The 26,127-nt window shown below is 62.4% G+C and carries 31 protein-coding genes and 1 pseudogene; 19 read left to right on the forward strand and 13 right to left on the reverse strand.

Annotated elements, in window-relative coordinates; translation table 11 throughout:
- Nucleotides 1-59: 59 nt before the first annotated feature.
- The 4 genes from ASC80_RS03165 (at nt 60) to ASC80_RS03180 (ending at nt 2,870) form a co-directional block, all read left to right on the forward strand.
- Entirely contained in the window at nt 60-482 is a 423-nt protein-coding gene (locus ASC80_RS03165) for a VOC family protein (protein WP_056292777.1), read from the forward strand.
- 33 nt (nt 483-515) lie between these two features.
- The gene (locus ASC80_RS03170) at nt 516-992 is read left to right on the forward strand and encodes an SRPBCC family protein (RefSeq protein WP_056292779.1); all 477 of its coding nucleotides are present in this window, start codon (nt 516-518) and stop codon (nt 990-992) included.
- Nucleotides 993-1,100: 108 nt separating this feature from the next.
- Nucleotides 1,101-1,574, forward strand: a complete 474-nt coding sequence (locus tag ASC80_RS03175; protein ID WP_056292781.1) for a VOC family protein — start codon at nt 1,101-1,103, stop codon at nt 1,572-1,574.
- A gap of 93 nt (nt 1,575-1,667) precedes the next feature.
- Nucleotides 1,668-2,870 carry a multidrug effflux MFS transporter gene (locus ASC80_RS03180; RefSeq protein WP_200941139.1) on the forward strand — a complete coding sequence of 401 codons (1,203 nt, stop codon included), beginning with the start codon at nt 1,668-1,670 and terminating at the stop codon, nt 2,868-2,870.
- A 2-nt stretch (nt 2,871-2,872) separates the two neighbouring features.
- Here the strand turns inward: ASC80_RS03180 and ASC80_RS03185 are convergent, their stop codons facing one another.
- Complete coding sequence (locus ASC80_RS03185; protein ID WP_056292785.1) at nt 2,873-3,658, reverse strand: SDR family NAD(P)-dependent oxidoreductase; 786 nt, start codon at nt 3,656-3,658, stop codon at nt 2,873-2,875.
- 46 nt (nt 3,659-3,704) lie between these two features.
- Entirely contained in the window at nt 3,705-4,208 is a 504-nt protein-coding gene (locus ASC80_RS03190) for a winged helix-turn-helix transcriptional regulator (protein ID WP_056292787.1), read from the reverse strand.
- A 100-nt stretch (nt 4,209-4,308) separates the two neighbouring features.
- Between ASC80_RS03190 and ASC80_RS03195 the strand changes: the two genes are divergently transcribed.
- From ASC80_RS03195 to ASC80_RS03205, 3 genes are all read left to right on the forward strand, one after another.
- Nucleotides 4,309-4,863, forward strand: a complete 555-nt coding sequence (locus tag ASC80_RS03195; RefSeq protein ID WP_056292789.1) for a dihydrofolate reductase family protein — start codon at nt 4,309-4,311, stop codon at nt 4,861-4,863.
- Nucleotides 4,864-4,867: 4 nt separating this feature from the next.
- Nucleotides 4,868-5,527, forward strand: a complete 660-nt coding sequence (locus ASC80_RS03200) for a glutathione S-transferase family protein (protein WP_056292791.1) — start codon at nt 4,868-4,870, stop codon at nt 5,525-5,527.
- A gap of 136 nt (nt 5,528-5,663) precedes the next feature.
- The gene (locus ASC80_RS03205; protein WP_056292793.1) at nt 5,664-6,389 is read left to right on the forward strand and encodes an SET domain-containing protein; all 726 of its coding nucleotides are present in this window, start codon (nt 5,664-5,666) and stop codon (nt 6,387-6,389) included.
- A 169-nt stretch (nt 6,390-6,558) separates the two neighbouring features.
- Here ASC80_RS03205 and ASC80_RS03210 read toward each other — a convergent pair whose 3' ends face one another.
- The gene (locus tag ASC80_RS03210) at nt 6,559-6,954 is read right to left on the reverse strand and encodes a hypothetical protein (RefSeq protein WP_056292795.1); all 396 of its coding nucleotides are present in this window, start codon (nt 6,952-6,954) and stop codon (nt 6,559-6,561) included.
- 25 nt (nt 6,955-6,979) lie between these two features.
- Nucleotides 6,980-7,222: a hypothetical protein gene (locus ASC80_RS03215; protein WP_082512387.1), complete on the reverse strand. Its 243-nt coding sequence runs from the start codon at nt 7,220-7,222 to the stop codon at nt 6,980-6,982.
- Between the two features lie 103 nt (nt 7,223-7,325).
- On the opposite strand from ASC80_RS03215, the gene ASC80_RS03220 reads away from it, so the two are divergent.
- Nucleotides 7,326-8,144 (forward strand): helix-turn-helix transcriptional regulator, encoded by an 819-nt coding sequence (locus ASC80_RS03220; RefSeq protein WP_200941166.1) that lies wholly within the window; start codon nt 7,326-7,328, stop codon nt 8,142-8,144.
- Nucleotides 8,145-8,343: 199 nt separating this feature from the next.
- A complete protein-coding gene (locus tag ASC80_RS03225) occupies nt 8,344-8,997 on the forward strand; it encodes a DsbA family oxidoreductase (protein WP_056292800.1) in 654 nt (217 codons plus the stop codon).
- Between the two features lie 170 nt (nt 8,998-9,167).
- Here ASC80_RS03225 and ASC80_RS03230 read toward each other — a convergent pair whose 3' ends face one another.
- A complete protein-coding gene (locus tag ASC80_RS03230) occupies nt 9,168-10,421 on the reverse strand; it encodes an MFS transporter (protein ID WP_056292802.1) in 1,254 nt (417 codons plus the stop codon).
- Nucleotides 10,422-10,523: 102 nt separating this feature from the next.
- Between ASC80_RS03230 and ASC80_RS03235 the strand changes: the two genes are divergently transcribed.
- Nucleotides 10,524-11,327 carry an AraC family transcriptional regulator gene (locus tag ASC80_RS03235; RefSeq protein WP_056295505.1) on the forward strand — a complete coding sequence of 268 codons (804 nt, stop codon included), beginning with the start codon at nt 10,524-10,526 and terminating at the stop codon, nt 11,325-11,327.
- Nucleotides 11,328-11,617: 290 nt separating this feature from the next.
- Here ASC80_RS03235 and ASC80_RS03240 read toward each other — a convergent pair whose 3' ends face one another.
- From ASC80_RS03240 to ASC80_RS03255, 4 genes are all read right to left on the reverse strand, one after another.
- A complete protein-coding gene (locus ASC80_RS03240; protein ID WP_056292804.1) occupies nt 11,618-12,562 on the reverse strand; it encodes a JmjC domain-containing protein in 945 nt (314 codons plus the stop codon).
- Nucleotides 12,559-13,833: a GNAT family N-acetyltransferase gene (locus ASC80_RS03245; RefSeq protein WP_082512388.1), complete on the reverse strand. Its 1,275-nt coding sequence runs from the start codon at nt 13,831-13,833 to the stop codon at nt 12,559-12,561. Before ASC80_RS03245 ends, ASC80_RS03240 begins: the two co-directional genes overlap by 4 nt.
- A gap of 186 nt (nt 13,834-14,019) precedes the next feature.
- On the reverse strand, nt 14,020-14,259 hold the full coding sequence (locus ASC80_RS03250) for a PilZ domain-containing protein (protein ID WP_244487175.1): 240 nt from the start codon (nt 14,257-14,259) through the stop codon (nt 14,020-14,022).
- A 115-nt stretch (nt 14,260-14,374) separates the two neighbouring features.
- Nucleotides 14,375-14,851, reverse strand: coding sequence for a hypothetical protein (locus ASC80_RS03255; protein ID WP_056292808.1), 477 nt, complete (start codon nt 14,849-14,851; stop codon nt 14,375-14,377).
- A gap of 273 nt (nt 14,852-15,124) precedes the next feature.
- On the opposite strand from ASC80_RS03255, the gene ASC80_RS03260 reads away from it, so the two are divergent.
- On the forward strand, nt 15,125-15,382 hold the full coding sequence (locus ASC80_RS03260; protein ID WP_056292809.1) for a hypothetical protein: 258 nt from the start codon (nt 15,125-15,127) through the stop codon (nt 15,380-15,382).
- 63 nt (nt 15,383-15,445) lie between these two features.
- On the opposite strand, the gene ASC80_RS23500 is transcribed toward ASC80_RS03260, so the two are convergent.
- The gene (locus tag ASC80_RS23500; RefSeq protein WP_156464242.1) at nt 15,446-15,811 is read right to left on the reverse strand and encodes a hypothetical protein; all 366 of its coding nucleotides are present in this window, start codon (nt 15,809-15,811) and stop codon (nt 15,446-15,448) included.
- Between the two features lie 222 nt (nt 15,812-16,033).
- Here ASC80_RS23500 and ASC80_RS03265 point away from each other — a divergent pair, with 222 nt between their 5' ends.
- Nucleotides 16,034-16,456 (forward strand): DUF5413 family protein, encoded by a 423-nt coding sequence (locus tag ASC80_RS03265; RefSeq protein WP_056292811.1) that lies wholly within the window; start codon nt 16,034-16,036, stop codon nt 16,454-16,456.
- Between the two features lie 150 nt (nt 16,457-16,606).
- Here ASC80_RS03265 and ASC80_RS03270 read toward each other — a convergent pair whose 3' ends face one another.
- Nucleotides 16,607-17,035: a hypothetical protein gene (locus ASC80_RS03270; RefSeq protein ID WP_056292813.1), complete on the reverse strand. Its 429-nt coding sequence runs from the start codon at nt 17,033-17,035 to the stop codon at nt 16,607-16,609.
- Between the two features lie 151 nt (nt 17,036-17,186).
- Here ASC80_RS03270 and ASC80_RS03275 point away from each other — a divergent pair, with 151 nt between their 5' ends.
- Together ASC80_RS03275 and ASC80_RS24700 are read left to right on the forward strand one after the other, a co-directional pair.
- Nucleotides 17,187-17,840 carry a cation efflux transmembrane domain-containing protein gene (locus tag ASC80_RS03275; RefSeq protein WP_056292815.1) on the forward strand — a complete coding sequence of 218 codons (654 nt, stop codon included), beginning with the start codon at nt 17,187-17,189 and terminating at the stop codon, nt 17,838-17,840.
- Nucleotides 17,841-17,862: 22 nt separating this feature from the next.
- Nucleotides 17,863-18,030, forward strand: a pseudogene (locus ASC80_RS24700) (IS1 family transposase); the annotation flags it as partial.
- Here ASC80_RS24700 and ASC80_RS03280 read toward each other — a convergent pair.
- On the reverse strand, nt 18,020-18,376 hold the full coding sequence (locus ASC80_RS03280; protein WP_156464243.1) for a hypothetical protein: 357 nt from the start codon (nt 18,374-18,376) through the stop codon (nt 18,020-18,022). The pseudogene ASC80_RS24700 and the gene ASC80_RS03280 overlap by 11 nt on opposite strands.
- 209 nt (nt 18,377-18,585) lie before the next feature.
- Here ASC80_RS03280 and ASC80_RS03285 point away from each other — a divergent pair, with 209 nt between their 5' ends.
- From ASC80_RS03285 to recA, 5 genes are all read left to right on the forward strand, one after another.
- Nucleotides 18,586-18,813 (forward strand): hypothetical protein, encoded by a 228-nt coding sequence (locus tag ASC80_RS03285; RefSeq protein ID WP_056295508.1) that lies wholly within the window; start codon nt 18,586-18,588, stop codon nt 18,811-18,813.
- A 91-nt stretch (nt 18,814-18,904) separates the two neighbouring features.
- The gene (locus tag ASC80_RS03290) at nt 18,905-19,879 is read left to right on the forward strand and encodes a P63C domain-containing protein (RefSeq protein WP_056292819.1); all 975 of its coding nucleotides are present in this window, start codon (nt 18,905-18,907) and stop codon (nt 19,877-19,879) included.
- A gap of 44 nt (nt 19,880-19,923) precedes the next feature.
- Entirely contained in the window at nt 19,924-20,790 is an 867-nt protein-coding gene (locus tag ASC80_RS03295) for a DDE-type integrase/transposase/recombinase (protein WP_056292822.1), read from the forward strand.
- 352 nt (nt 20,791-21,142) lie between these two features.
- Nucleotides 21,143-21,559, forward strand: coding sequence for a DUF2335 domain-containing protein (locus ASC80_RS03300; protein WP_162244568.1), 417 nt, complete (start codon nt 21,143-21,145; stop codon nt 21,557-21,559).
- A gap of 191 nt (nt 21,560-21,750) precedes the next feature.
- Complete coding sequence (gene recA, locus ASC80_RS03305; protein ID WP_056292825.1) at nt 21,751-22,839, forward strand: recombinase RecA; 1,089 nt, start codon at nt 21,751-21,753, stop codon at nt 22,837-22,839.
- Between the two features lie 393 nt (nt 22,840-23,232).
- On the opposite strand, the gene gcvP is transcribed toward recA, so the two are convergent.
- Nucleotides 23,233-26,103 carry an aminomethyl-transferring glycine dehydrogenase gene (gene gcvP, locus ASC80_RS03310; protein WP_056292826.1) on the reverse strand — a complete coding sequence of 957 codons (2,871 nt, stop codon included), beginning with the start codon at nt 26,101-26,103 and terminating at the stop codon, nt 23,233-23,235.
- Nucleotides 26,104-26,127 lie beyond the last annotated feature (24 nt).

Genomic DNA, 26,127 nt, shown 5'->3' on the forward strand with positions numbered 1-26,127 from the left:
TCCATCGGAATTGTCGCCCGCAGCACATTCAAATCAACGATCAACCCAAGGAGACGATCATGAAGGTCCAGCCTTATCTGTTCTTCAACGGCAACTGCGAAGAAGCGCTGAAATTCTACGAGACAGCGCTCGGCGCCAAGATCACGGCGATAATGCCGCATGAAGGCACACCGGCGGAAGAGCATGTGCCCGCGAACTGGAAGAAGAAGATCATGCACGCCCAGCTGATGCTCGGCGACCAGATGATCCTCGCATCCGACTCGCCGCCCGAGCACTACAAGAAGCCCGAAGGAATTTCGGTGACGCTGAACGCCGACAACGGCGCGGAGGCCGAACGTGTGTTCAAGGCGCTGTCGGATGGCGCCACCATCACCATGCCGATCGGCGAGACCTTCTGGGCCGAACGCTTCGGCATGCTGACCGACAAGTTCGGCACGCCGTGGATGATCAATTCGCCGGAGAAGAGCGGCGCGAGCTGCTAGTCGTCGGTTCCAGCGTAACAAACGGAGTTTGTCATGAGTGCTCCCGCCACTGATACCGGATTCGGCAAGGCCGAGGTGACGATCGTTCGCACCATCGCCGCGCCGTGCGACCTTGTGTTCAGGATGTGGACCGATCCGGTTCATATGGCGCAGTGGTGGGGGCCGCACGGCTTTACCAATCCGGTGTGCGAAATGAATGTGCGGCCGGGCGGAAAATTGCGCATCGTGATGCGCGCGCCCGACGGCACCGACTATCCGATGACCGGCGAATTCAAGGAGATCGTTCCGAACGAGCGTCTGGTGTTTGTTGCCGTCGCCCGTGACAAGGATGAAAATCCGCTGCTGGAATCGCTGACTGAAGTCACCTTCGCAAGCGAGGGGTCCGGAACGCGCCTGACGGTCGAGGCGCGCGCCGTCGGCCTTGTCGCCACTGCGCCACAGATGCTGGCCGGCATGGAAGCCGGATGGACCCAGAGCCTCGAGCGGCTGGCTGCGCTCGCCGTTCGCTGAAAACCGTCCGCTCCGTCTTGCCGGAGCGGACCTCCAACCGCCGTTTTTTGATGCGCGTCCGCGCAGCGCCTTCGCTGTGCTTGAAAACGCCCAACAAGGAGTTCTGTCGTGAACAAGATCAATCCGTGCCTGTGGTTCGACAATCAGGCCGAAGACGCAATGAATTTCTACGTCGCGACCTTCAGGAATTCAAAGCTCGGCGCCATCGCGCGTTACGGCGACGCCGGGCCGGGCCCGAAAGGGTCGGTGATGACTGTGACCGCCACACTTGACGGACAGGAGTTCATGGCGTTGAACGGCGGCCCGCATTTCAAGATTTCGCCGGCGATCTCCTTCATCGTGAATTGCGAAACGCAGGCGGAAGTCGACGACATGTGGACGAAACTTTCCGCCGGCGGCGCCGAGCAGCAATGCGGCTGGCTCACTGACAAGTTCGGTGTGTCGTGGCAAATTGTGCCGACCGCGCTGGGCGAGATGATGAAGTCCGGCACCGGCGAACAGCGCGAGCGGGTGATGAAAGCCGTGCTGGCGATGATCAAGCTCGACATCGCCACATTGAAGGCGGCTTTTGACGGCAAGTGACCGCGCGCACGGGACAACATCGGTGGCGTCGATGGTCCCGGGCAGCGCTTTTCAAAGATAAAAACTGAAACGTCTGAACTGAAAGCATCCGTGATGTCCTCGAGCTACGCCAAAAACGCGATCGTCCTCGGCCTCCTGTCCGCGGTCGGGCCGTTCGCGATCGACATGTATCTGCCGGCGCTGCCCTCCATCGCCTCCGATCTGCATGCCTCGACGGCGGCGACGCAGATGACCCTGATGGTGTTCTTCATGGCGTTCGGCATCTGCCAGATCGTCTATGGCCCGGTGTCGGACATGGTGGGGCGAAAGCCGCCGCTGTATTTCGGCCTCGTGCTGTTCACCATCGGCTCGGTCGGCTGCGGGCTGGCGCCCAGCATCGAATGGCTGATTTTCTTCCGCGCGGTGCAGGGCATCGGCGCATCGGCGGTGATGGTGATTCCGCGCGCGATCATCCGCGACCTGCACACCGGCGTCGAAGCGACACGGCTGATGTCGCTGGTGATGCTGGTGTTCAGCGTGTCGCCGATCCTGGCGCCCCTGACCGGCAGCGCGCTGATCGTACCGTTCGGCTGGCGCGCGGTGTTCGTCGCGGTCACGGTGGTGGCGCTGCTCGGTCTTGCGCTGGTCGCGACCTTCCTGCCTGAGACGCGCCCGCCGCAGGACCGCATCAAGGTCAGCGTCGGCAATGTGCTCGGCGGGTTCTGGCAGTTGCTGCGCGACCGCCATTTCCTCGGCCTGACCTTCATCGGCGGCTTCGGCATGGCGAGCTTCTTCGCCTTCCTCGCCAGTTCGTCGTTCGTCTATATCGACCATTTCGGCCTGACGCCGACGCAATACAGCCTCGCGTTCTCGGTCAACGCGATCAGCTTCATCGGCGCGTCGCAGTTCGCCGCCGCAATCGGCGGCCGCTTCGGCATGGGGCGGATGGTGATCGGCGCGGTGTCGATGTTCTCGCTGCTGACGCTGATCCTGCTCGCCATCACGGCAGCGGGCAGCGACAGCCTTGTGGTGCTGATCGCGATGCTGTTCGCGGCCAACGCCTTCCTCGGCCTCGTCATTCCATCGACGATGGTGCTGGCGCTGGAGGATCACGGTCCGATCGCGGGCATTGCCTCGGCGCTCGGCGGCACGCTGCAGATGCTGACCGGTGGTGCGATGATCGCGGTCGCCAGTCTGTTCTTCGACGGCACGGCGTTGCCGATGGTCACGATCATCGCGATCTCCGGTTTCGGCGCCTTCGTGCTCAGCGTGCTGACGCTGCGGGGCAAGGAACTCGCGCCGCAACTCGCGGAGTAGGTTCAGCCGTTGCCGCTGTCGCGGCGCAGGGTCGGCAGGCCGATGCCGGTGGCGTCGAAGCCGCCGTCGACGGCCAGCGTCTGTCCGGTGATGTAGCTCGCGCGGTCGCTGCACAGGAAGAAGATCGCATCGGCCAGTTCTTCCTCCAGCCCGTAGCGGTTGAGCGGAATGGCGTCGTGATAATCGGCGCGGATCGCGGGCGTATGCACGTCTTTCGCCATGGCTGTCTCGACCGGACCTGGCGCGACCGCGTTGACGCGAATCCCGAGCCCGGCCAGCTCCACCGAGAATTGCTTGGTGAGATGGGCCAGCGCCGCCTTGCTGGTGCCGTAGGCGGTGCGCAGCGCGGAGGCGCGCAATCCCGAAATCGAGGTGATGTTGACGATGGCGCCGCCATGCTCGCGCATCAGCGGAACGGTCGCCTGCGTGCAGATGAAAGGCCCGCTGAGATTGACCGCCAGCACCCGGTTCCAGTCGTCCAGCGTGGTTTGCAGCATCGGCTTGAAGATCGCGATGCCGGCATTGTTGACCAGTGCATCGAGGCGGCCGAAGCGTGCGCCGATCTGCGCGACTGCGTCAGCCACGGCCTTCGGATCCGACACGTCGCAGGGCAGGGCCTGCGTCGCGTCCGGCTGTCCCAGTGCCTTGACGGATTGTGCGAGCAGGTCGCGTTCGATGTCGAGCAAGGCGACGCACCATCCGTCCGCAAGAAAGCGTTTGGCGGCGGCAAGGCCGATCCCGCGCGCGGCGCCGGTCACCAGCGCGACTTTTCTTGCGTCCTTGGTCATTGTCATCCTGTCTGCCTGAGCGAGCGAGAAGCGTGAGCCGCTTTCATCATTTTTTGCGCTTCGCCACAACCGCTTCATAGGCCTTCTGCAATCGCTCGCCGACCGACGGCCCGCTTTTCCGGCGGCGCCTGGTGCCGAGGTGAACCTCGCGCAGTTCGTCCATGAATTCGTTCCACATTTTCGGACCGCCGTCGGCGAGCAGTTCGGCGCGGATGCCTAGCTCCTCGCTGACCGGGAGATACTTGAATCCCCATGCCGCCATCTGCGCGAGGATCGGCAACAGCTCGATGCCCTGTTCGGTGAGGCTGTAGATGCCCTTCTGCTTGTGGGTGGGATCGTCGACGCGGGTCAGGATGCCTTCCTCGACCAGCGTCTTCAGCCGGTCCGACAGGATGTTCGACGAAATTTTCTCGTCCGACTTCGTCAGCAGTTCGCGGAAGTGGCGGCGGTTGCCGAACATCATGTCGCGGATGATCAGCAGACTCCATTTGTCGCCGAGGATTTCCAGCGTGAGATTGATCGGGCAGCCCGACCGCTGTGCATCGTCCATGTTGACATTTCCGATAGCCGTCGAAAACCGGTTGCATTCTCGCACCAGTGATCCTAGGATGCAACCAGTTGCAAAACGCAATCAGTTAAGAAGCGGCACGATGGCACGGCTGATCATGTGGAATGTGATGACACTGGACGGTTATATCGAAGGTCCCAACCGCGATTTGTCCTTTCACAATGATGTCTGGGGCGACGAGCTCGAAAAACTGTCGATCGAGCAGTGCAACAGTGCAGGCGGCCTGCTGTTCGGGCGTGTCACCTACGACCTGATGGCGGGCTACTGGCCCAGTGAAAAAGGCGAGGTCGCCGATTTCATGAACGCGCTGCCGAAATTCGTGTTCTCGCGCACGCTGGCCGGATCGGACTGGACCAACACCACGATCTTCAAGGATGACGTGGCCGGGACGGTCGCCCGGTTGAAGCGCGACACCGCGAAGGACATTTTCCTGTTCGGCAGCGCCGATCTTGCTGCTGGCCTGATCCCGCACGGTCTGATCGACGAATATCGCATCGGCGTCTGCCCGGTGCTGCTCGGCGCCGGGACGCCGCTGTTCAAGGCAAGCCCGCAGCGTCTCAAGCTGAAGCTCGTCGAATCCCGTCCGTTCTCGACCGGCATCGTGATTTCGCGTTATTTACCCGCCGCACAGGATTGATCTCATGTCGCTCAGGCTACTGTTCCATCCGCTGTCGTCGTTCTGTCAGAAGGCGCTGATCGCGCTTTATGAGAACGATACGGCGTTCACGCCGCAGATCGTCGATCTCGGTGACGCTGCCGACCGCGAGGCGTTTCTCAAGCTGTGGCCGATCGGGAAATTCCCGGTGCTGCGCGACGAGCGGCGCGACCTGACGATCCCGGAATCGACCATCATCATCGAATATCTCGACACGCATTATCCGGGGGTAACGCGGTTCGTGTCGGCGGATGCCGATGAGGCATGGCGGATGCGGCTGTGGGACCGCTTTTACGATCTATATGTCAACGATCCGATGCAGAAGATCGTCGGCAATCGCCTGCGGCCCGCCGACGCCAGGGACCCGAGGGGCGTTGCCGATGCGCGGGCGCGGCTGCAGACGGCCTATGGCATGATCGAGCGCGAGATGGCGGCGAAAACCTGGGCCATGGGCGACGATTTCGGCATGGCCGACTGCGCGGCGGGACCGGCGCTGTTCTACGCCAATCTGGTCGAGCCGTTTGGTGACAATCACAAGACTGTCAGGGCCTATTTCGATCGCCTGATGGCGCGGCCGTCCTTCGCGCGGGTGGTCGCGGAGGCCAAACCCTATTTCCATCTGTTTCCGCAGCAGGATGCGGCCTGATCGCCGGGGCCGGCGGGAACCGCGACGAAGATGGGGATGGTTCGCTTGAGCTGTCCCTGTGGCCGCGAAAAACCTGACATTGTCGCGGAATCGCATTAGAAAGCGTGTTCCCGTTGTTGTCGTCTGTCAGTGAGCCATGCCCGCCATTTCCCCCAAGAAGCCTTATCGCATCGGTCGTTCGAAAACCGGCCTTGGCCTTTTCGCCACCAAGCCGATCAAGAAGGGCACCAAGATCATCCGCTATTTCGGGCCGTTGCTCGATTCCAAGAAGAAAAAGGATGACGCGGTCGACAACAAGTATCTGTTCGAGATCAACAACCGCTGGACCATCGACGGTTCGGTGCGCAAGAACATCGCGCGCTACATCAACCACGCCTGCAAGCCCAACGCGGAATCCGACGTCAATTCGCGCAAGCGCAGGGTGGTGATCCGCGCGATCAGGAACATCGAGGTCGGCGACGAGATCAACTACGATTACGGCACCGACTATTTCAAGATTTTCCTTAAACCGATCGGCTGCAAGTGCGACGCCTGCGAGAAGAAGCGGGCGAAGAAGCGCGCGGAAGAGCGCGCCGAAAAATTGCGGCTGAAGAAAAAGGCCGAGAAGAAGGCGGCGAAGGTCGCCGAGAAGGCGCTGAAGAAGGCCGACAAGGCGAAGGCCAAGGAAGCCAAAGCCAAGGCCAAGACCGAAGCTAAGGCCAAGACAAAGGCAGAAAAAGCCGATGTCGCGAAGGCGAAGGTCGTTAAGGCCAGCGCTCATGCCCGTGGCACCGGCAAGCCGAGCAAGACCAAGGCGTCGCGATCCGCGCCGGCTGCGGGTGCTGCGAAGGCGGGTCGGAAAAAGCGCGCGGCTGCGGGCTAATTGCGCTGAGGCCAGACGCGAAAGCGGCTGCAGAACAAGATCTCACCGCTGTCATGGCCGGATTTATTCCGGCCATCCACGTCTTGACGGCTGGCAAAAAGGAAAACGTGGATGCCCGGGACAAGCCCGGGCATGACGGGAATCACATTTCACGTATTCCTTAGAGTGTTCACGCCACCGCCGCCGCACCGCGGCGCAGTCCGATGAACTGCAATTCCGCGAACACGCCGACCATGATCGCCTGCATGACCACTGCGGCTTCGCCGAGCAGGTTCGGCGAGACGATGCCGCTGAGCAGCAGCGCCACACTCGCCAGCGTCCACGCCGCATTGCCGGCAATCACCAGCAGCACGAGTGCCTTCGGCATCGCCGCGCGGCTGCCGAGGATGCCGACGAACGCCGCATAGGCGATCAGGAACAGGCCGGTTTCGCGCAGCAGCGTTTCCGGCAGGTTGAGCAACGTTGCCAGATAACCTGCGCCGAAGGTCAGCAGCAGCGCCGATACGCCGCTGAAGATGGCGTCGGCCAGCAACGCACGGCGAAGAAACATCGAGGGATGGATCATGGCAGTCTCCTTCTGGTTGAGGGGATTACGACGTGCGGCGACGGCTGCGGGCGAGCGCCCGGCGCAGCAGCGTGAACGGGCACAGCGTTTTCGCGGCGCGGTGTTCGGCGGCCTGCACCTGCGCGACGACATAGAAGCCGGTGGTGTGAACCAGCGGCGCGGGCATGTTGAGCGTGTGCGCCAGCAGCCGGATCGCAAGATCGTGCATCCATGCCAAGGGTTCGGCTAAGGCCGGGCTGGACGCGGGAAAGCGGGAACGGTCGGTCATCGGTCATCTCCTGTGGTGGCGAAGATGATCCCGGCCCGCGCGCAAAGCGATTACCTGGCAGGTAATGGAAGCTGGAAAATTTGCGTGCTAGCTTTTTGGCATGATGACACAGCTCGCCACCGCGTCTTCCCCCGCCAAATCCATTCACGTCGGCGCGCACCTGCGCGAATGGCGCCAGCGCCGCCATCTCAGCCAGCTCGATCTCGCCGGTGATGCCGAAATTTCAGCGCGGCATTTGAGTTTCGTCGAAACCGGCCGCGCCGCGCCGTCGCGCGACATGGTGCTGCGTCTGGCCGAGCGGCTCGACGTGCCGTTACGCGAGCGCAACGTGCTTTTGGTCGCGGCGGGCTTCGCGCCGGCGTTTCCCAACCGCCCGCTCGACGATCCGGCGCTGAAGGCGGCGCGCGAGGCAATCAACATCGTGCTCAAGGCGCATGAGCCTTATCCTGCGCTGGCGGTCGACCGGCACTGGAATCTGGTGTCGGCCAACCGCATGGTCGCGCCGCTGCTCGCAGGGATTTCGCCCGACCTGATGGGCCAGCCGTTCAACGTGATGCGCCTGAGTTTCCATCCCGAAGGGCTGGCGCCGCGCACGGTCAATCTCGCCGAATGGTGCGCGCATCTGCTGGAGCGTCTGCATCGCCAGTGCGAGGCCACCGCCGATCCCGAACTGGTGAAGCTCTACGACGACCTCAAGGCGATTCCGATTCCGGCGCGCAAGACACCGGCGTCGGCCGCCGACAGCGTCGCGATTCCGTTCCAAATGCGCTTTGGCGGCGATGTGCTGAGCTTCATTTCGACGACGATGATCTTCGGCACGCCGGTGGACATCACGCTGTCGGAAATCGCGCTGGAGACGTTCTTTCCGGCGGACGAATTTACCTCAGCGAAAATGCGCGAGATTGCGGCGGGGTTGGGGTAGGGACTTTTGCACGAGTTGTCATCGCCGGGCTTGTCGCGGTGATCCCGAGCAGGCTGGCACTGTGCTCACCTAAGCGAGATGGCCGGAACAAGTCCGGCCATGACATTGCGGATGAGGCGGAGACGATACCGTCGGTTTGCCTTGTCTCGATAGGAAGTCAGGCCTATCTCTGGCGGGTCATAACGCAAAGGACCCGCCCATGAGCACCGTCAAGCCGCTGCAGATCGATATCGTCTCCGACGTGGTGTGCCCGTGGTGCTACATCGGCAAGCACCGCATCGAGAGCGCGCTGGCGCTGGTGCCGGATGTGCCGGTCGAGGTCAACTGGCGGCCGTACTTTCTCAATCCGTGGGTGCCGCGCGAAGGCATCTCGCGCGACGAGTATCTCACCGCGAAGTTCGGCTCGCCGGAGGCGTATAAAAGCATCGCCGGGCGTGTCGGTGCAGCGGCGGCGGAAGAGGGGCTCGAATACAATTCCGATCGCGTGAAGCGCCAGCCCAACACCACCGACAGCCATCGCCTGATCCATTGGGCGGAGGCGCAAGGCAAGGCGGCGCAGATGAAGCAAAAACTCATGGAGCTTTATTTCCGCGACGGCGGCGATCTCACCAGCGCCGACGTGCTGGTGCAGGCGGCGGCCGATGTCGGCCTCGATGCTGACAGCATCCGCAAGCGCCTGGCCACCGACGAGGATGTCGAGCTGATTTCCGCGCAGGCCAAGGAAGCGGCCGACAAGGGCATTTCCGGCGTGCCGACGTATGTGTTCGCGCAGAAATACGCGGTGTCCGGCGCGCAGCCGCCGGAGCAGCTGGCCCGCGCGATCCGTCAGGTGTCGGCGGAGATCAATCAGTAGCTCTTTCTTTCCCTCCCCCTTGTGGGGAGGGTCGGCCAAGCGAAGCGAAGGCCGGGGTGGGGTATGCGACCTTGCTCGATAATTCCCCCACCCGGCTCATTGCTCGCGTCGCTCGCAACTCGCCACCTCCCCACAAGGGGGAGGGATGAAAAAGAATCTTGCAGGTTTGACTACGCCGTCGCCACCGCCGGGGCCGGCAGCCTTGACGGCAGGCACATCACCGCAACGAAGATCACAGCGGCCGCGCTCGCCATCAGCTTGAACAGCGTGTCGAAGCCGTAATTCTCGTAGACGAATCCGATCAGCGGCAATGCCGCCGCCAGCGCGGTGAAGCTGACGACGTAACGCACGCCGTAGACGCGGGCGCGCGCCTCGCCGCTCGCCATCTTGCCGATCATGAAATCGTTGATCGGGATCTGCCCGAACGCGCCGAGCATGAAGCCGAGGGCCACGGCCAGCGCGAGGCCGTCATGCAGGCCCGGCATCAGCGAGAAGAACACGATCTGGATAGTGGCGACGATCAGGAACACGACGCGCGGTCCCCATTTGTCGAGCAGGTGGCCGACCACCAGCTGCGCCATCGACGCCACCGCGAACACCAGGAACGTGAATGCACCGAGCACGGTGGCGACATCGCCCTTGGCGGCGGGCACGCCGCTCGCCGACAGCCATTGCGCCATGCCGGTCGCGAGGCCCTGCAGGCGCTCGTCGAAGATCTTCGGCAATGCAAACGTCGTCGACTGGAAGATGACGCTGCAGATCGCGGTGGTGAGGAACACAATGGCGGAGATGCGCAGCAGCAGCGCCCTGGCGTCCGCTGTGAATGCCGATCCTGAGGCGGCGGCAACAGCCGCAGGCGCTTTGCGGTGCGATACTTCCGGCCACTGGTGGATGGCGTAGAGGATGCCGATGATGATGGAGAGGATGCCCGGCACGACGAACGCCACGCGCCAGCCGCCGTGGTCGATGAAATAGCCGGTGATCAGCGCGGCGCTGGCGACGCCGAGATTGCCCCACACGCCGTTCACGGCCAGCCGCATTCCGGTGTTTTTCCAGCGCGCAGTGACGATGGCGAGGCCGACCGGATGATAGATCGCGGCGAACACGCCGACGATGAACAGGCCGATGCCGACCTGCAGCGGCGTCTGCGCGAAGGCGGTGGCGATCGACGACGCGCCGATGCCGACGAAGAACACCGCGATCATGCCCTCGCGGCTCCATTTGTCGGCGAGCCAGCCGGCCGGCAGCGAGAACAGGCCGAACGCGAAGAAACCCGGCGTCGCGTAAGCCAGAAGCTCGCCATAGCTCAGGCCCCATTCGCGCGACAGCGCCAGCGCGGCGACGGTGGCGAAGATCAGCGTGAACAGGTGATCGAGAAAATGGCCGAGATTCAGGAACAGGAAATGGATGCGGTCGCGCGTCATGGGGGCCTCAGGTTCGATTCCGGCCTCAAAATACCCTTGGCACGTTGGCGTCGTCATGCCAAAAATCGTCGAGAATGCGCCATTCCCGGTTCGGGCCTCAAAATGGTTTCACGCAGCCGCCAGACCCGCAGCAGCAACGCCAATGATTATCAGGGCGTGCCGCGTCCGCTCGCCGCGATGTCGAAGAGTTTCCGCGACGGCTTCGAGATCGCGCCGCATCACCATGCGCGCGACCAACTCGTCTATGCGGTGACCGGGGTGATGCGACTGCGCACCGAGAGCGAAGCGTGGATCGTGCCGCCGGATCGCGCGGTCTATCTGCCGGCGCGGACGACACACTCGATCGGCATTCGCGGTCAGGTCGAAATGCGCACGCTCTACATTGCGCGCGATGCACATGACGACCTGCCGTCGGCGCCGACCGTGCTGGAGGTGTCGCCGCTGCTGCGCGAACTGGTGCTGGCGCTGATCGAGGAGCCGGTGATCTATGACGAGCAGGGGCGCGGCGGCGCGATGGCGTATCTGATCTTCGCCGAGATAGCCCGCGCACGGCGGCTCGGACTGGTGATCCCGATGCCGCGCGATCCACGTTTGCTGCGCGTCTGCAACGCGCTGCTCGCCGATCCCGCGAGCCGCCTGACGCTCGAGGGATGGGTCGATGTCGCAGGCGCATCGGCGCGGACGCTGGCGCGGCTGTTCGAGACGGAATTAGGTCTCAGCTTCGCGGTGTGGCGGCAGCGGGTACGGTTTCACAGTGCGCTGGAAGCCATCGTCGCCGGCGAGCCGATCGCACGCGTTGCCGAGCGCAACGGCTATCGCAGTTCGAGCGCGTTCTCGGCGGCGTTCCGCAAGGCGATGGGGCAAGCGCCAAGTTCGCTCAGGGGTGAAGGTTCAGGGGCGGCTTGAGCCTGCCAGTTACTCGGATGTCGTCCCGGCGTAAGCCGGGATCCATAATCACCGAGCGTGATGACAACGGTGAGACGTTGCTCCAGCATCTCACGAGAATGGAGGGTTCACAGCATATGGGTCCCGGCTTTCGCCGGGACGACGTGAGAATTCGTACTGACGATTGAGGCCTCGCTCACGACGCAGAAACGTAGAACGTGGATGGCGGGGACATAGGCGAGCGGTACCGAACCGTTCGTCGAACGGCTGTGCCCGCCATGACGCATTGACAAGCAAGTTTGGCGTTCGCCTCACGCCTTCTTCAGATAATAATTCGCGTTCTTGCCGAGCGCGATGCGGCGGATGACGCGGCGCATGGTCTCGGATTTGCGCAGCGGCTCGATGAACGCGGCGATGCCGCGATAGGTCGCGAGTTTCGCGGCATCCCACGCCGGATGCACGCCGGGCGCGGCCTGCGCAAAACCGGCACTGCGCAGCAGCGAATTGAAGCGGTGCAGGTCGTTGAGGCGGCGCACTTCCGCGGTCTTCCAGGTGATCGCCATCGAGATCGAATGGGTGCCCGCGGTCTTGACCCAGTGTGGCCACTGATACGGCACGTAACAGCCGTCGCCGCCGACCAGATGGAATTCGACGCCGCGCGGCTTGAAGCTGTCGTTGTAGGGCACGTTGCGGTGCTTGACGGTCGAGTATTCGACCTGCTCCTCATTGGCGATGAAGCCGTCGCGGTTGTCGAAAATCGCGAAGGTTTTATCGCCGTGGATCTGGACGAAGAAATTGTCCTCGGCGTCCATGTGGAACGGCGTCGTCGAATTCGGCGACGACACGAACAGGAAACCTTCGACCTGCGAGAAGCCGGCATCGTTGAGGCTCTTGAAGCCGCGGGCGCGGGCCACCGAGAGCAGAGTGTCTTCGAGGAGCGCGCGATATTCCGGCGACTCGTCGATGCGCTTCAGCACCATCCAGGCGCCGGCCGACTCGATGCGCTTCACCACCTCGACCGGATCGAGATCGACGCTCTTGACCTTGTCGGGATCCTGGCTGATCGCGGCGTCGCCTGAGTTGTATTCGATGCGGTCGCGCGGCAGTTCGGCCGCCAGTTGCGCGATGCGCGGCAGCGTCAGCAGCGGATGGCCGGCGAGCTTGTGGCGGATCGCGAACGGCTTGAGCGGGAAATCGAGGGTCAGCGCGTCGTTGTCGGCGGTGATGACGGGGGCGACGTTCGATGTGGCGTTCATGAGCGTTTCTCCTTCAATTTTCTCAAGGTATGGACGGCGCGGCGGGCCGGTTCGCGTATCGCCTGGCGCAGCGCGAGCGCGGCACGGATGGCGGGGACCAGCGGATCGTTGCGGCGGAGCGGAATCAGCACATCGCCGATGGCGAGGCGGTCGCGCCAGATCGGATCGATCATCGGATGGTTGGGAATCGCGGTGGAATCCACCGTGGCGATGGTGTCATCGGCGCACATGTGGCGCGTCAGCTCCAGCGTGAGCTGGACGCCGGGCGAATATTTCGCGAAACGCTCGTCGACGCCGAGCTTGAAATAGAACGCGCGGTCGAGATGGCGCAGCACGATGGCGGAGGCAAGCGGCGTATCGCCGGCGTAAAGCGAGATCACTTCGCAGTTTCCACGCGCCGCCATGTCGCAGACCGCACGGCGGATGAACGCAAGGTGGCCTTCGTCCTGGATCAGTGCGGTGCCGCGCCGCGCCTTCCAGCCGCTGGCTTCGAGTTTGAGAAATGTTTCGAGCGCGGGCGCGGCGTCGCCGGTGGTCCCGGCAATCGAGAACACCACGTCGCCGATATCGGCGAGGCGGTTGCGCTGGCGGCGCAGCTCTTTCATTTTCTTCGGCCCGAGCGCGTCGCGCAGCAGCTCTTCGGCGTCGCGGGTGGCGTCGAGCATCGCGCGCTGGTGCGAATGAAGAACGTGCGGGCGCAGCCCGGTCCACGCCAGCGCTTTCGTGAAGGCCTTCATCACCGCGCCGTCGAGCGGCAGGTCGCGCAGGATCAGCGCATGGGCGCCTGCATTGCGCGCCTGTTGCATCAGTTGCCCTGCCGCCGCATCGGCGTGATCGCGGTCGAGCAGCAGCGTGCCGAGCGGCGGGAAGGCGTCGGCCGTCACCAGCGCGGGCAGCGGAATGCGATAGGCGCGCCACGCGGAGATCGCGGGCATCAGGCCGATCAATCGTCCGTCATTGTCGTTGGCGGCGGCGACGGCGTCGAAGGTGCTGTCGCCGGTCGTCCTGTCGTTCCACGCGGCGAGCGCGGACACGCCGGTGCGCCCGCGCGAAAACGCGTTCACCGCCAACTCCCATTCGGGCAGGTAATAGCCGTTGGCTTCAGCGGCGCGGTCGGCGAGTTGCCGCCAGGGCGCAACAGGAATTTCCGACAGCTTGACGAGTGGCGCGCCGGCCGGCGCAGCCGCCGGAAGCGCTGCGTTCGCGCTCGGTGCAAGCGTCGCCTCGTCGTAGGTCGCGCTGTTCGATACAGCAGCTTCTGCCGCTTTCATGACTTCAATCACGTCCCAATCCCCAAACCAAATAGGCTTCGCGCGCCCGCTCACGCGAGCCTCGCCGCCTCTTTCATTGCGGGGAACGTTAGGGGAGAGACTTCAAAATAAGCTTGGAGATTGTCGCTAAATCCCGGGGGTCGGCTTAAACACGGATTAACCACGGGCGATGCCGCGTCCCGCCGATCAGTCGAAGGCGATGCCGATGCGCTGGTTGTGATGCCAGATCAAATGGCACGGCCGCGTCACCTGCTCGGCGGCGATCGCGAGCTTGAACGACGCCGGCAGCATCATCGGCGTGGCGACGTCGAGCGCTGCGCCGCGCGTCGACAGGTTGCGGATGGTGCAGTCAACAGTCTGACCGCTGAATGCGATGGTCCCGCTCTTGAGTACGCGGCGCCGCGGTTCTGCCCGTCGTTCGATCATGGCCGTCATCCATTGCCCGAGTGCAATGGCTGGTAATTTACGACCGCTTGTCTTGCCGCTGGATAAACCGGTGCTGCACCAGGCTGCATCGGCCGTTTAGAAACGGTTAGGGATGTCAGTCACACCTGACCTGCTTCGGCGTTACCTTGCCGTTGTCGGTAAACCTGCCGTTGCGGATGGTGAAGCGGCCATTGCTGCTGCGGTTGGACAATGCCCGGATGCTGCCGTCCGGTTCTTTGCCCAGGCTGTATTCACGGGTTTGCTTCAGCTCGGGGAAATCCACCGTCAGCACCAGCGAGCCGTCCGTGCCGATCGTGGCATCGCGGACATCGTGACTGTCGGTGATGTCGCCGAAGTCACGGTCGTGAACGAGGCGGCCGTCCTCGGCAACCCGATAGGTCAGGCGGGCGCCGCGATTGCGGTCGGGCGGCACGTTGCAATCGATCGCCCAGATTCCGAGCAGGCCCCATTGCTGCGCAGCGTCGGCAGCGGATGATGCCGTTGCCGGTCCGCTCAGGGCCAGTGCGGTCCATACGATCGCGCATTGCGTCAGATAGCGGGCGGCAACAGCGCGACGTGCAAGTCCGGTCATCCAACAAGTCCGGTCATTCAATCTGTCCAGAATCGCGCAAGCGCCAGTATCGGTAGAGACAGCAATGGAACATGGTGTGACATGCCGCCACCGAAGGATTGTCATGAACGGCGCAGGCGCGCAACGCCGCTGCATCGTTCATGATCCCGCCGTGAAAATGCCGCGAAAGCCGACGCTCGCGGCTCCATCGGCTTGGAGCTTGCGCCCTGGCTTTGCTATAACGCTGCCGGCCGGGCAGGGTGGAAGCTTGGCTGGATGTCAGGAGATGTTTGAATGAAAGCTCTGTGGATCGTGGCTATTCTGACCGCACTGGCGGGACCCGCGTTGGCGCAACTCTCGCCGACCTTTCCCATAGATGACGGAACCAAGCTCACGCCGGAGCAGAAAGCGAAGCTCGAGGCGAACGAAAGGGCCGCGCGCGCGGCGTCTTCCCGGGTTCCGACGCCGAAGGTGAGCGACGATCCGTGGGCGGATGTGCGCGCGACGCCGGCGCCGGCGAAGTCGGCGACGAAGCACAAGTCCGGCAAGTAACATCTCGCTTCAAAAGGCGGGAGTGCGTCGCCCGATACCAGCAATGCTGTACCGGTTTCACGTTCACAGAACGCTGCCCGCGCCGTCGCAGATACCAATTCCGACGTGCGCGATGCGGTCGAGGCCGAGGGCTATTGCCTGTTCAAGATCGGCGCCCGCTCGCCGACCTCGATGCCGACATGGAGCGGCATCGTTCCCGCCCATCAGGGCCCTCACCCGGCGGGGGAGAATGACCGGCCCGGAGAATGCTGCCAAACTCTTGCTGCCCGGAGAATATTTTTTCAGATCGTGGAACGAACGGCGCGGCGCCGGTTTGCATAATAAATAAGTGTATGCCGGGACAATGCAGAACTTGATTGCGCGACTTTTCGGCTGGCTCTGGGCTCCCGAAGCCACCAGCCAGGCTCCCGAGGAAGACCGTTCCAGCATGGCCGACCTGGTTCGGCTGTTGAGTACGGATGAGCCAGCCTCCGGCGCGGACGATGCGCCGCAGCCGGGTTTCTTGCCTCCGGACTGACCCTTCCACGTGGACCGGCGCGGTGGCGATTGTGCGCGGTGCGCAACTGTGTCCGCGCCCTTTCGGAACTGCCTTGAAATATGTCAGATTAACGCAGGCCGGTTCAACCACGCCGACCGGTGAGGGAGTGGCGCGTGAGGCGATACCTGATTTTCGGGCTGGTGGGGCCGCTGATCGGAGGCTTTCTGCTTTTGATCGCCAACACCTATATGGCGGGCTATTGGGACGAGACCTCGGCGTCGGAAGTGGCGACGCTGTTCAAGGTGTTCGTGTCGACGCTGCAATACACCTACATGTTCGGCATCCTGCCGGCGCTGATGCTGGGCGCGATCGACGACATCATCTATCACGTCAAGCGCGTGCCGCCGGTCATCCGCATGCTGCTTGTCGGCGCCATCGCCTTCGCCACCACGTTCTATCTCTACGGCTCGCTGGAAAACGCCAGCGGCACGCGGCAGGTTCTGCTGTTCGGCTTCGTCGGCCTGATCCCGGCGATGCTGTCATCGTGGTGGGCGCACAAGGTCTATGACAAGGAAGGCCACCCGCGGCTGGCGTGAAAGGTCGGAGCGCGCCGTGGCGCGCACCGGGATTCAATCGCTCACCTGCGTTCGATGAATGCTTGCCGCGAACCGAGGCTTGTACGATGCGCGGCGCGCGTTACAGCGCAAAATGAAGAGCCCGCCGACGAAGGCGGCCCCGCGCGCTTATCAATAGCGGCCGCAATCCGCGCGGGCCTGGGGTTGTCTCAAACACGCCCGGTAAGCCTGGCCTCTGCCGTAAAGGCGGGTGCACTCGTTGTGCCAGTTGGCGCAAAGGTCGGCGTCCCGATATCCGCCGCCGTAGCCGCCGCGACCATATCCGCCGCGACCATACCCGCCGCCGTAGCCACCACGGCCGCAATCGTACTGCGCCTGTGGCTGGTTCATGCAGGCATTCCACTGGTAGGTGCCGCCGCCGTAAAGCCGGGCGCATTGCCGTTGCCAGTTGGCGCAATTGCCGCCGCGGGACTGGACCTGCACCACATCCGATTGCACGGCGTCCGATAACGGCGCGCGATCCAGTGCGGCCGCGGGCGTCATGGCACTTGCCGAAAGGATGGCAGCTAACACAAAGAGCATCTTCCGAAGCGCGCGCATCTCACCTCCCAAAAACGGCACCCGATGAATCGCAACTATAGCGTATTCCGTTTCGGGCGCGAGTGCCGCCTGCCAGGGCCGTCTGCGTGTATCGGTGGTCTCGAAATGAGACGGTCTGGCACATCGGCGCTTCGGCAATTATCCTATACGCATGGATGATTGCTGCGCGCCCCCGCCGTTGAACCTCGGCCCGAAAAACTCCGATGCCGGGAAACAGAACGACGTCCTCCGCCGTGTGCTGTGGGCGGTGCTCGTCATCAATGGCGTGATGTTCGCGGTCGAGGTGGTCGCCGGGTTGGCCGCCGGTTCGGCATCGTTGCAGGCCGATGCGCTCGACTTCCTGGGCGACACCGCGAACTACGCCATCAGCCTGCTGGTCGTGGGCATGGCGCTGCGTTACCGGGCGTCCGCCGCGATGGCAAAGGGCCTCACCATGGCGGCGTTCGGCCTGTGGGTCGTCGCGATGGTGATCTGGCACATCGCGCAGGGGACGTTGCCGAGCGCCCTCACCATGGGGACGGTCGGCATTGCCGCGCTTGTGGCGAACGCCGTCTCGTTCGGTCTGCTGTGGGCTTACCGCCACGGCGACTCGAACATGCGCTCGGCGTGGATCTGCACCCGCAACGACGTTCTCGGCAATCTGGCCGTTTTGGTCGCGGCGGCCGGCGTGTTCGGCACCGGTACCGGCTGGCCGGATATCATCGTGGCGGCGATCATGGCCGCTCTCGCGCTGCAGGGCGCAGTCCTCGTGATCCGGCAGGCCTTCGGCGAACTGCGCCATGGCAAGGTGATGGCGGCGGAGTAGGGGGCTTCCGCCGCTGTGTCACGCGCTAGCGCTGTACTTCATGTTCTACAACTTCTGCCGTATCCATAAAACGCTGAAAGTGTCGCCAGCCATGGCAGCAGGCGTCACGGAAAAGCTATGGAACATGGAAGATATCGTTGCACTGATAGATACGGCTGACGAGCGAAAAGCCCGAAAAATCAGAGGGTAGTCGCTCCCACACGGCAAACCAGCGCTGCCGAATAGCTCAATAGCTTCTGCAATCTTTCAAAATAATCGAGCCGCGTTTTTGGGTCATCGCTGTAGAGATACAGTCCGTCTTCGTTGTACCAAATACCTTTGAACTCTGCCGGATTCTTGGCAAAAACGACCGCCTGATCGTGGAATTTATGGTAGTCGGCCCATTCCTTTGAAACCACGCCAAGCGGTTTGTAGTTTCGATTGACCGGAAGGTAAGTGTGCTTACGTGGTCCATCGATTTTTACGAATTGATATGGCAGCCAATAGCGAAACCATTGGTCCGGGCCAGTCAGACTGTGTGCTTGTTTCAAATTCATATCGAAATCCTCTTCAAAAGGACCGATAAAATGGATGCAGTTCCTGATCATCAAGATGAGTGACTGCAACCCGTAAGCATAAAAGTTCAGCTTTCAAACTGAGACACTACCCCGCCGGTAGTGTCTCAGTTTGAAAATTTAGGGTCTTGACGCTGGGGTGCGCCTCCATAGCTGCCGTGGTATGCTTAGCGATAAGCAGGAGCCAGAATATGCCCCGAGGACCTAAAGGCGAGAAGCGCCCCGCTGACGTGATCGGAGCCGCCGTCATGGTCGGTAGGATTGCCACCGGCGAGATTGACGAGAAGCCACCGGCCAGCACCAAGAACGCTGCTGCCGTCGAGTTGGGGAGCAAGGGCGGGAAAGCGCGGGCGGCTAGCATGACGGCCAAGAAGCGTAAGGAAATCGCCAAGAAGGCAGCTAAGGCCAGATGGAAATAAGAGCCAGCTTGTTCACATTTGTTCCGAATTAGCTTGCCCTTATGTAAGGGGCAGCATATCACCGTCTAAGCTTAGCCTTAGAGGTGATTCTATGAGCGATATTCCCGAGGATTCAAACGTTCCTGCTGAACGGCGGCGCGAAATCGCCAGTCTTGGTGGAAAGGCCCGATGGGCCGATTTGCCAGAGGCCACACATGAGGGGCCGCTGACCCTTGGGGAGTCGGTCATCCCCGCCGCCGTCCTGAAGGACAAGAGGCGCGTTCTTACGCAGAGCGCTGTCATGAAGTCATTGGGGCGAGCGCGCCAAGCCAAGGGTCGCAGCCATTACGACGGCGACGTCAACTTGCCAGCATTTATCACGGCAAAGAACCTAAAGCCCTTTATCCCCAAAGAGTTATACGTGACGTCAAGTCAGATTGAATTTCGCCGAAAGGGAGGTGGCAAGGCATATGGCTACCCAGCAGAATTGCTCCCGAAGATTTGCCGCGTTTTTATTGACGCCGACAAGGCTGGCAAGCTGAATGCTCATCAGAAGCATATTGCGGCTAAGGCGCGAACTCTCTTAAGCGGCCTAGAAACGGTCGGCATCATCGCCCTCGTCGATGAGGCCACCAAATACCAGGAGGATCGCCCAAGGGACGATCTCCAAAAGATTCTCGCCGCATACATTTCGCCGACGCTGCTGCCTTGGACCGAGAAATTCCCCCTCGATTTTTTTAAGGAAATGTTCCGGGTTTATGGATGGCCTTGGCCATACACCGAGGCCGATTATCCGGGTCCCCTAGGCCCGCGTTATGCGGGAAAGCTCGTCAGACAGATTATCTTTGAAAACCTTCCGCCCGGCGTTTTGGAAAAGCTCGATGAGATCAACCCGGCAGACGGCAAGTGGCAGAGGAAAAGCCGCATGGCGCAGTTGCTATCGAGCGAAATCGGCCACCCCCATGTCGAAAAGCTAGTTGCCGTTGCAACTATGCTGTTTCGAGTTTCCGCCGACAAAACAGACTTCTGGCGGAACTACAAAAAGGCCTTCCCAAAGAAGGGCGACCAAGCCGAAATGAGTGTGTGAACTTTATGCTTGACGCTAAGCATAAAAGTTCAGATACTCGGGGCATGAACAAATTGCCCCTCAAAACCCGTGTCCAAATCCTGTCGATGCTCTGCGAGGGATCGTCCATGCGGTCGATCTCCCGCGTGGCTGATGTGTCGATCAACACGGTTTCGAAGCTGTTGGTGGATGCTGGCGAGGTTTGCAGCGCCTACCACGACCAGTATGTGCGGGGCCTGACTTGCAAGCGGGTCCAGTGCGACGAAATCTGGTCGTTCTGCTACTCGAAAGAGCGCAACGTGAAGGGCGCTAAGGCGGCTCCGGAAGGCGCTGGCAACGTCTGGACGTGGACGGCGCTGGACGCCGATACCAAGCTGATCTGCACATGGGCGGTCGGCGGACGCGATGCCGACACCGCTCAGCTTTTCATGGAGGACTTGCAGGCTCGCGTGAAGACGCGGACGCAGATTACGACTGACGGCCTCCGCTTGTATCTCGACGCCGTGCAGGAAGCCTTCGGCAACGATGGCGTGGACTACGCCATGCTGATCAAGATTTACGGCAACACGCCCGGTAAGGGCGACGAGCGCCGCTACAGCCCCGCTCAGTGCATCGGCGCAAAGAAGGTGAAAGTCGACGGCGACCCGGACATCAAGCACGTTTCCACGTCCTACGTAGAGCGCCAGAACCTCAATATGCGGATGGGGATGCGCCGGTTTACCCGCCTGACAAATGCCTTCTCAAAGAAGATCGATAATCACTGTCACGCGCTGGCGCTGTATTTCATGTTCTACAATTTCTGCCGCATCCATAAGACGTTGAAAGTGGCACCGGCGATGGCGGCTGGTGTGACGGAAAAGCTGTGGAACATGGAAGACATCGTTGCGCTGATCGACGCGCGGGATGAGCGGGCGCGGAACAAAAATTCATAAAAATCTGATAGGCATTGAAAAATCACGACTATTTTAGTCAGCCATGCGTGTAAGTTACTGAATTAACTCTTGATTTTTGGAACAAACAACGCAATATCTCATTGTAAATGAGTATCAGATAGGCACTTTCCTGCCATGACCAAAAACAGCAAGACCCGCAGAATCGTTCGGAGATCCGCATCGTCGGGGTCGCTCGTGGCTGGTTTTGTCCACGGGCTAGCTCAGATTGGCTCCTTCGGCACCGCCGGGCCAATAACAAATTACCCAAGCACGCGAAGCGATGACGCTATCCGCGGGGACTGGAAGCGCGTTGGTGGTGACATGCAGCGCGGCATGGACAAGGTGCGGGGACGTGAAAAAGCCAAGGCGTAACCGTCCACCCGCTCCTGTTCCTCAGCCACAGCACAATCAACACATTAACGAGCGCCGTCAGATTATTTCCGCGGGCTGGAGCGGGCCTCTCCCGCCGCCTGCGGCTCTGGACGAATTCAATCGTATCGTACCTGGCGGGGCGGAGCGTATTTTCAATCAGTTCGAAGCCGAAGGCGCTCACAGGCGCGAATTAGAGCAGCGGCAATCCAAGTTTTTAGTGAGAGACGTGCATATTGGCCAGTTTCTTGCTGGCCTTTTTGCAATAAGCGGATTGGCTGTAGCGGCCCTTGCAATCTATTTAGACAAGCCTTGGGCGGCTACGGTGATAGGGGGCGGTACAATCGCCCCCATCGTTTACGCTTTTCTGCGTCAAACGTGGACTGACGATCAGGCTTGACCCGAACAAGGCCTAAGCAAAAAGTTCAGCCTTCAAACTGAGACACTACCACCCCGCCAAAAAAGAACATATTGCGAACTGAGAACAAATGGGGTACATTTCTTTCATCGGATCCCCCCGCTGATTCCGGTCCGCCGTCCCTGGGAAGCCGTTTGTCCGGCTGGCGAATCCCGTTCATATGGAGCATCACTATGGCCCCCGCAGCCCTGCGTATCGTTGAAGGAACGTCCATGGACAAGACCAAGGCCCTGTCGGCCGCGCTCTCCCAGATCGAGCGCCAGTTCGGCAAGGGTTCGGTGATGCGGCTGGGCAAGAACGACCGTTCGATGGATATCGAGGTGATTTCCTCCGGCTCGCTCGGGCTGGACATCGCGCTTGGCGTCGGCGGCCTGCCGAGGGGCCGGGTGGTCGAGATTTACGGGCCGGAATCCTCCGGCAAGACCACGCTGGCGCTGCACACCGTGGCCGAAGCCCAGAAGAAGGGCGGCATCTGCGCCTTCATCGACGCCGAACACGCGCTCGACCCGGTCTATGCCCGCAAGCTCGGCGTCAATATCGACGACCTGCTGATTTCCCAGCCCGACACCGGTGAGCAGGCGCTCGAGATTTGCGACACGCTGGTGCGCTCCGGCGCCGTCGACGTGCTGGTGGTCGATTCGGTGGCCGCGCTCGTGCCGCGCGCCGAACTCGAGGGCGAAATGGGCGACGCGCTGCCCGGCCTGCAGGCGCGGCTGATGAGCCAGGCGCTGCGCAAGCTGACCGCCTCGATCAACAAATCCCACACCATGGTGATCTTCATCAACCAGATCCGCATGAAGATCGGCGTGATGTACGGCTCGCCCGAAACCACCACCGGCGGCAACGCGCTGAAATTCTACGCCTCGGTGCGCCTCGACATCCGCCGCATCGGCGCGATCAAGGAGCGCGACGAAGTCATCGGCAATTCGACCCGCGTCAAGGTGGTGAAGAACAAGCTGGCGCCGCCGTTCAAGCAGGTCGAGTTCGACATCATGTACGGCGAGGGCGTCTCCAAGATGGGCGAGATTCTCGATCTCGGCGTCAAGGCCGGCATCGTCGAGAAGTCCGGCGCGTGGTTCTCCTATGACAGCCAGCGCCTCGGCCAGGGCCGTGAGAATTCCAAGGCATTCCTCAAGGCCAATCCCGACATGACGGCCAAGATCGAAGCCGCGATCCGGCAGAATTCAGGCCTGATTGCCGAGCAGATTCTCGCCGGCCCTGTTGAGCGCGACGCCGACGGCGAGGAGCCGGCCGAAGACTAAATCACTTTATTTCCGAGGCCCGCGTTCAACGGCCCGGGCTATGGCGCGATCCCGAAAGACGGGAATCCTTTCGGGACAAAATCGTGCCTTCGGAAGACAGCGGGCGTTGTGGATGTTGAGTTGCCGACATCCCCAGCGCCCGTTTTGTCTTTTGGATTGTTGATCTGAGGGGCATCGTCTCTGGGGCGGCCGTCCTCCTGAGGTGCGAGCCGCGCTTGCGGCGAGCCTCGAAGGATGACGAGGCGGTCCGACGCCTCGTACTTTACCGATGTCGTCACCGGGCTCGTCCCGGTGACCTCGATAAGGGACGCACCATGCCTGTCTAAGCGGGATGGCCGGAATAAATCCGGCCATGACCACTCTCGGGGTGACGATGCCTTCGCGATCAACTGGCTACTCCGCCGCCTGCGCGTAGTCCGACACCGGCGGGCAGGAGCACACCAGATTGCGGTCGCCATAGACGTTGTCGACGCGGCCGACCGGGCACCAGTACTTGTCGGTGCGCGAGGTCCCGTTGGGGAAGCAGCCTTCGGCGCGGGTATAGGCCCTCTGCCAGTTGTCGTCGGCGATGTCGTGGACCGTATGCGGCGCGTGGCGCAGCGGCGACGCCTCGATCTTGAACCGCCCGGCCTCGACCTCGGCGATCTCGCGGCGGATCGCGATCATTGCCTCGCAAAAGCGGTCCAGCTCCGCCTTCGATTCGGATTCGGTCGGCTCGATCATCAGCGTGCCCGGCACCGGGAAGCTCATGGTCGGCGCGTGGAAGCCGTAATCGATCAGCCGCTTCGCGATGTCGTCCACCGTCACGCCCGACGTCGCTTTCAGCGCGCGCGGATCGACGATGCATTCGTGCGCCACGCGGCCGTTGTGGTTGCGGTAGAGCACCGGGAAATGCGGATCGAGCCGCTGCGCGATGTAGTTGGCGTTGAGGATCGCGATCTCGGTGGCGCGCTTGAGGCCTTCGCCGCCCATCATCAGGATGTAGATGTAGGAAATCACGATGATCGAGGGCGAGCCGTAGGGCGCCGCCGACACCGCGCCGACGCCGGCATGGCCGCCGTCGATGGTGACATGGCCAGGCAGGAACGGCGCGAGATGCGTCTTGACGCCGATCGGCCCCATGCCGGGACCGCCGCCGCCATGCGGAATGCAGAACGTCTTGTGCAGGTTGAGATGGCTGACATCGGCGCCATACGCGCCGGGCTGCGCCAGCCCGACCTGCGCATTGAGGTTGGCACCGTCGAGATAGACCTGTCCGCCGTTGGCATGGACGATGTCGCAGATGTCGCGGATCTGTTCCTCGAACACGCCATGGGTCGAGGGATAGGTGATCATCACCGCCGCGAGCTTGTCGGCGTGCTGTTCGGCTTTCTTGCGCAGATCCTCGACATCGACATTGCCGCCGGCGTCGCAGGCCACCACCACCACGTTCATTCCCGCCATGCTGGCGGAGGCCGGGTTGGTGCCGTGCGCGGAAGAGGGGATCAGGCACACGGTGCGGTGGGCTTCGTTGCGCGAGCGGTGATAGGCGCGGATCGCGAGCAGGCCGGCATATTCGCCCTGCGCGCCGGAGTTCGGCTGCAGCGACACTGCGTCGTAGCCGGTGATGGCGGCGAGCCATTCCTCGAATGTCGCGAACATGGCGTGATAGCCCGCCGCCTGGTCCTTCGGCGCGAACGGATGCAGCGCGCCGAATTGCGGCCACGTCACCGGGATCATCTCGGTGGTGGCGTTGAGCTTCATGGTGCAGGAGCCGAGCGGGATCATCGCGCGGTCGAGCGCGAGGTCGCGGTCGGAGAGCTTGCGCATGTAGCGCAGCAGCTCGGTTTCCGAGCGATGGCTGTGGAACACCGGATGGGTGAGGAAGTCGCTGGCGCGCGCAAGCTCGGGCGGCAGTGCGTCGCGGGATTCTTTCTCCACGTCGGCGTAAACGAGTTTGCCGCCGAACGCGCGCCACACGGCTTCGACGATTGACGGCGTGGTGGTTTCATCCAATGCGATGCTGATAGTGTTCTCGTCATGACGCAGGTTGATGGTCTCACCCAGCGCGCGCGCGATGGTCGCCTTCTGCTGCGCGGGATCGGCTTTCACCGTCACGGTGTCGAAGAAGGTGTCGCTCGTCGGCGCGAAGCCGAGCTTGCGCAGGCCCTGCGCCAGCACCGCCGCGCGGCGATGCACAGTGCGCGCGATATGCGCGAGACCCTCGGGGCCGTGATAGACCGCGTACATCGACGCGATCACCGCCAGCAGCACCTGCGCGGTGCAGATGTTGGAGGTCGCCTTCTCGCGGCGGATGTGCTGTTCGCGGGTCTGCAGCGCGAGGCGATAGGCAGGAGCCCCGCGTGAATCCACCGACAGGCCGACGAGACGGCCGGGCAAGGATCGTTTCAGTGCATCCTTCACCGCCATGTAGGCGGCGTGCGGGCCGCCATAGCCCATCGGCACGCCGAAACGCTGGGTCGAGCCGATCGCGATGTCGGCGCCGAGTTCGCCGGGAGAGGCCACCAACGCCAGCGCCAGGATGTCGGCGGCAATGACGGCGAGGCCGCCCTTGGCATGGAGAGCGGCGATCGCGGCGCGCGGATCGCGCAAGCTCCCGTGCGTGCCGGGATACTGGAACAGCGCGCCGAACACGTCGGCCTTCTCAAGGTCGCGTGCGGGATCTCCGACAACGAGTGCCCAGCCCAGCGGTTCGGCACGGGTTTTCAGCACCGCCAGCGTCTGCGGATGAACCTCATGGTCGACGAAGAACGCCTTGGTCTTTACCGATGAGGCGCGCTCCGCCAGCGCCATCGCTTCCGCCGCAGCGGTTGCCTCGTCGAGCAGCGAGGCGTTGGCGACATCGAGGCCGGTGAGGTCGCAGATCATGGTCTGGAAATTGAACAGCGCCTCAAGCCGGCCCTGACTGATCTCGGGCTGATATGGCGTGTAGGCCGTGTACCACGCGGGGTTCTCCAGAATGTTGCGCTGGATCACGGCTGGCAGGATCGTGCCGGAATAGCCCTGACCGATCAGCGACGTGAAAATCCGGTTCTGGCTTGCCAGTTCGCCCATATGCGCGAGCGCTTCGGTCTCGCTCAGCGCGCGGCCGAGATCGAGCGGCGTGGTCTGGCGGATCGACGCCGGCAGCGTTTCGCCGATCAGCGCGTCCAGGCTTTTGGCGCTGACGCTCGTCAGCATCGCGTCGATGTCGCGCGGCGAGGGGCCGATATGGCGGCGGACGAAATCGGTGGCGGGTTCGTTCGATGAGCGATGCGTCGTCATGGGACATCCTCGAAGGGAAATTGA

It is taken from the genome of Afipia sp. Root123D2 (assembly GCF_001425835.1).
Classification (GTDB): domain Bacteria; phylum Pseudomonadota; class Alphaproteobacteria; order Rhizobiales; family Xanthobacteraceae; genus Afipia.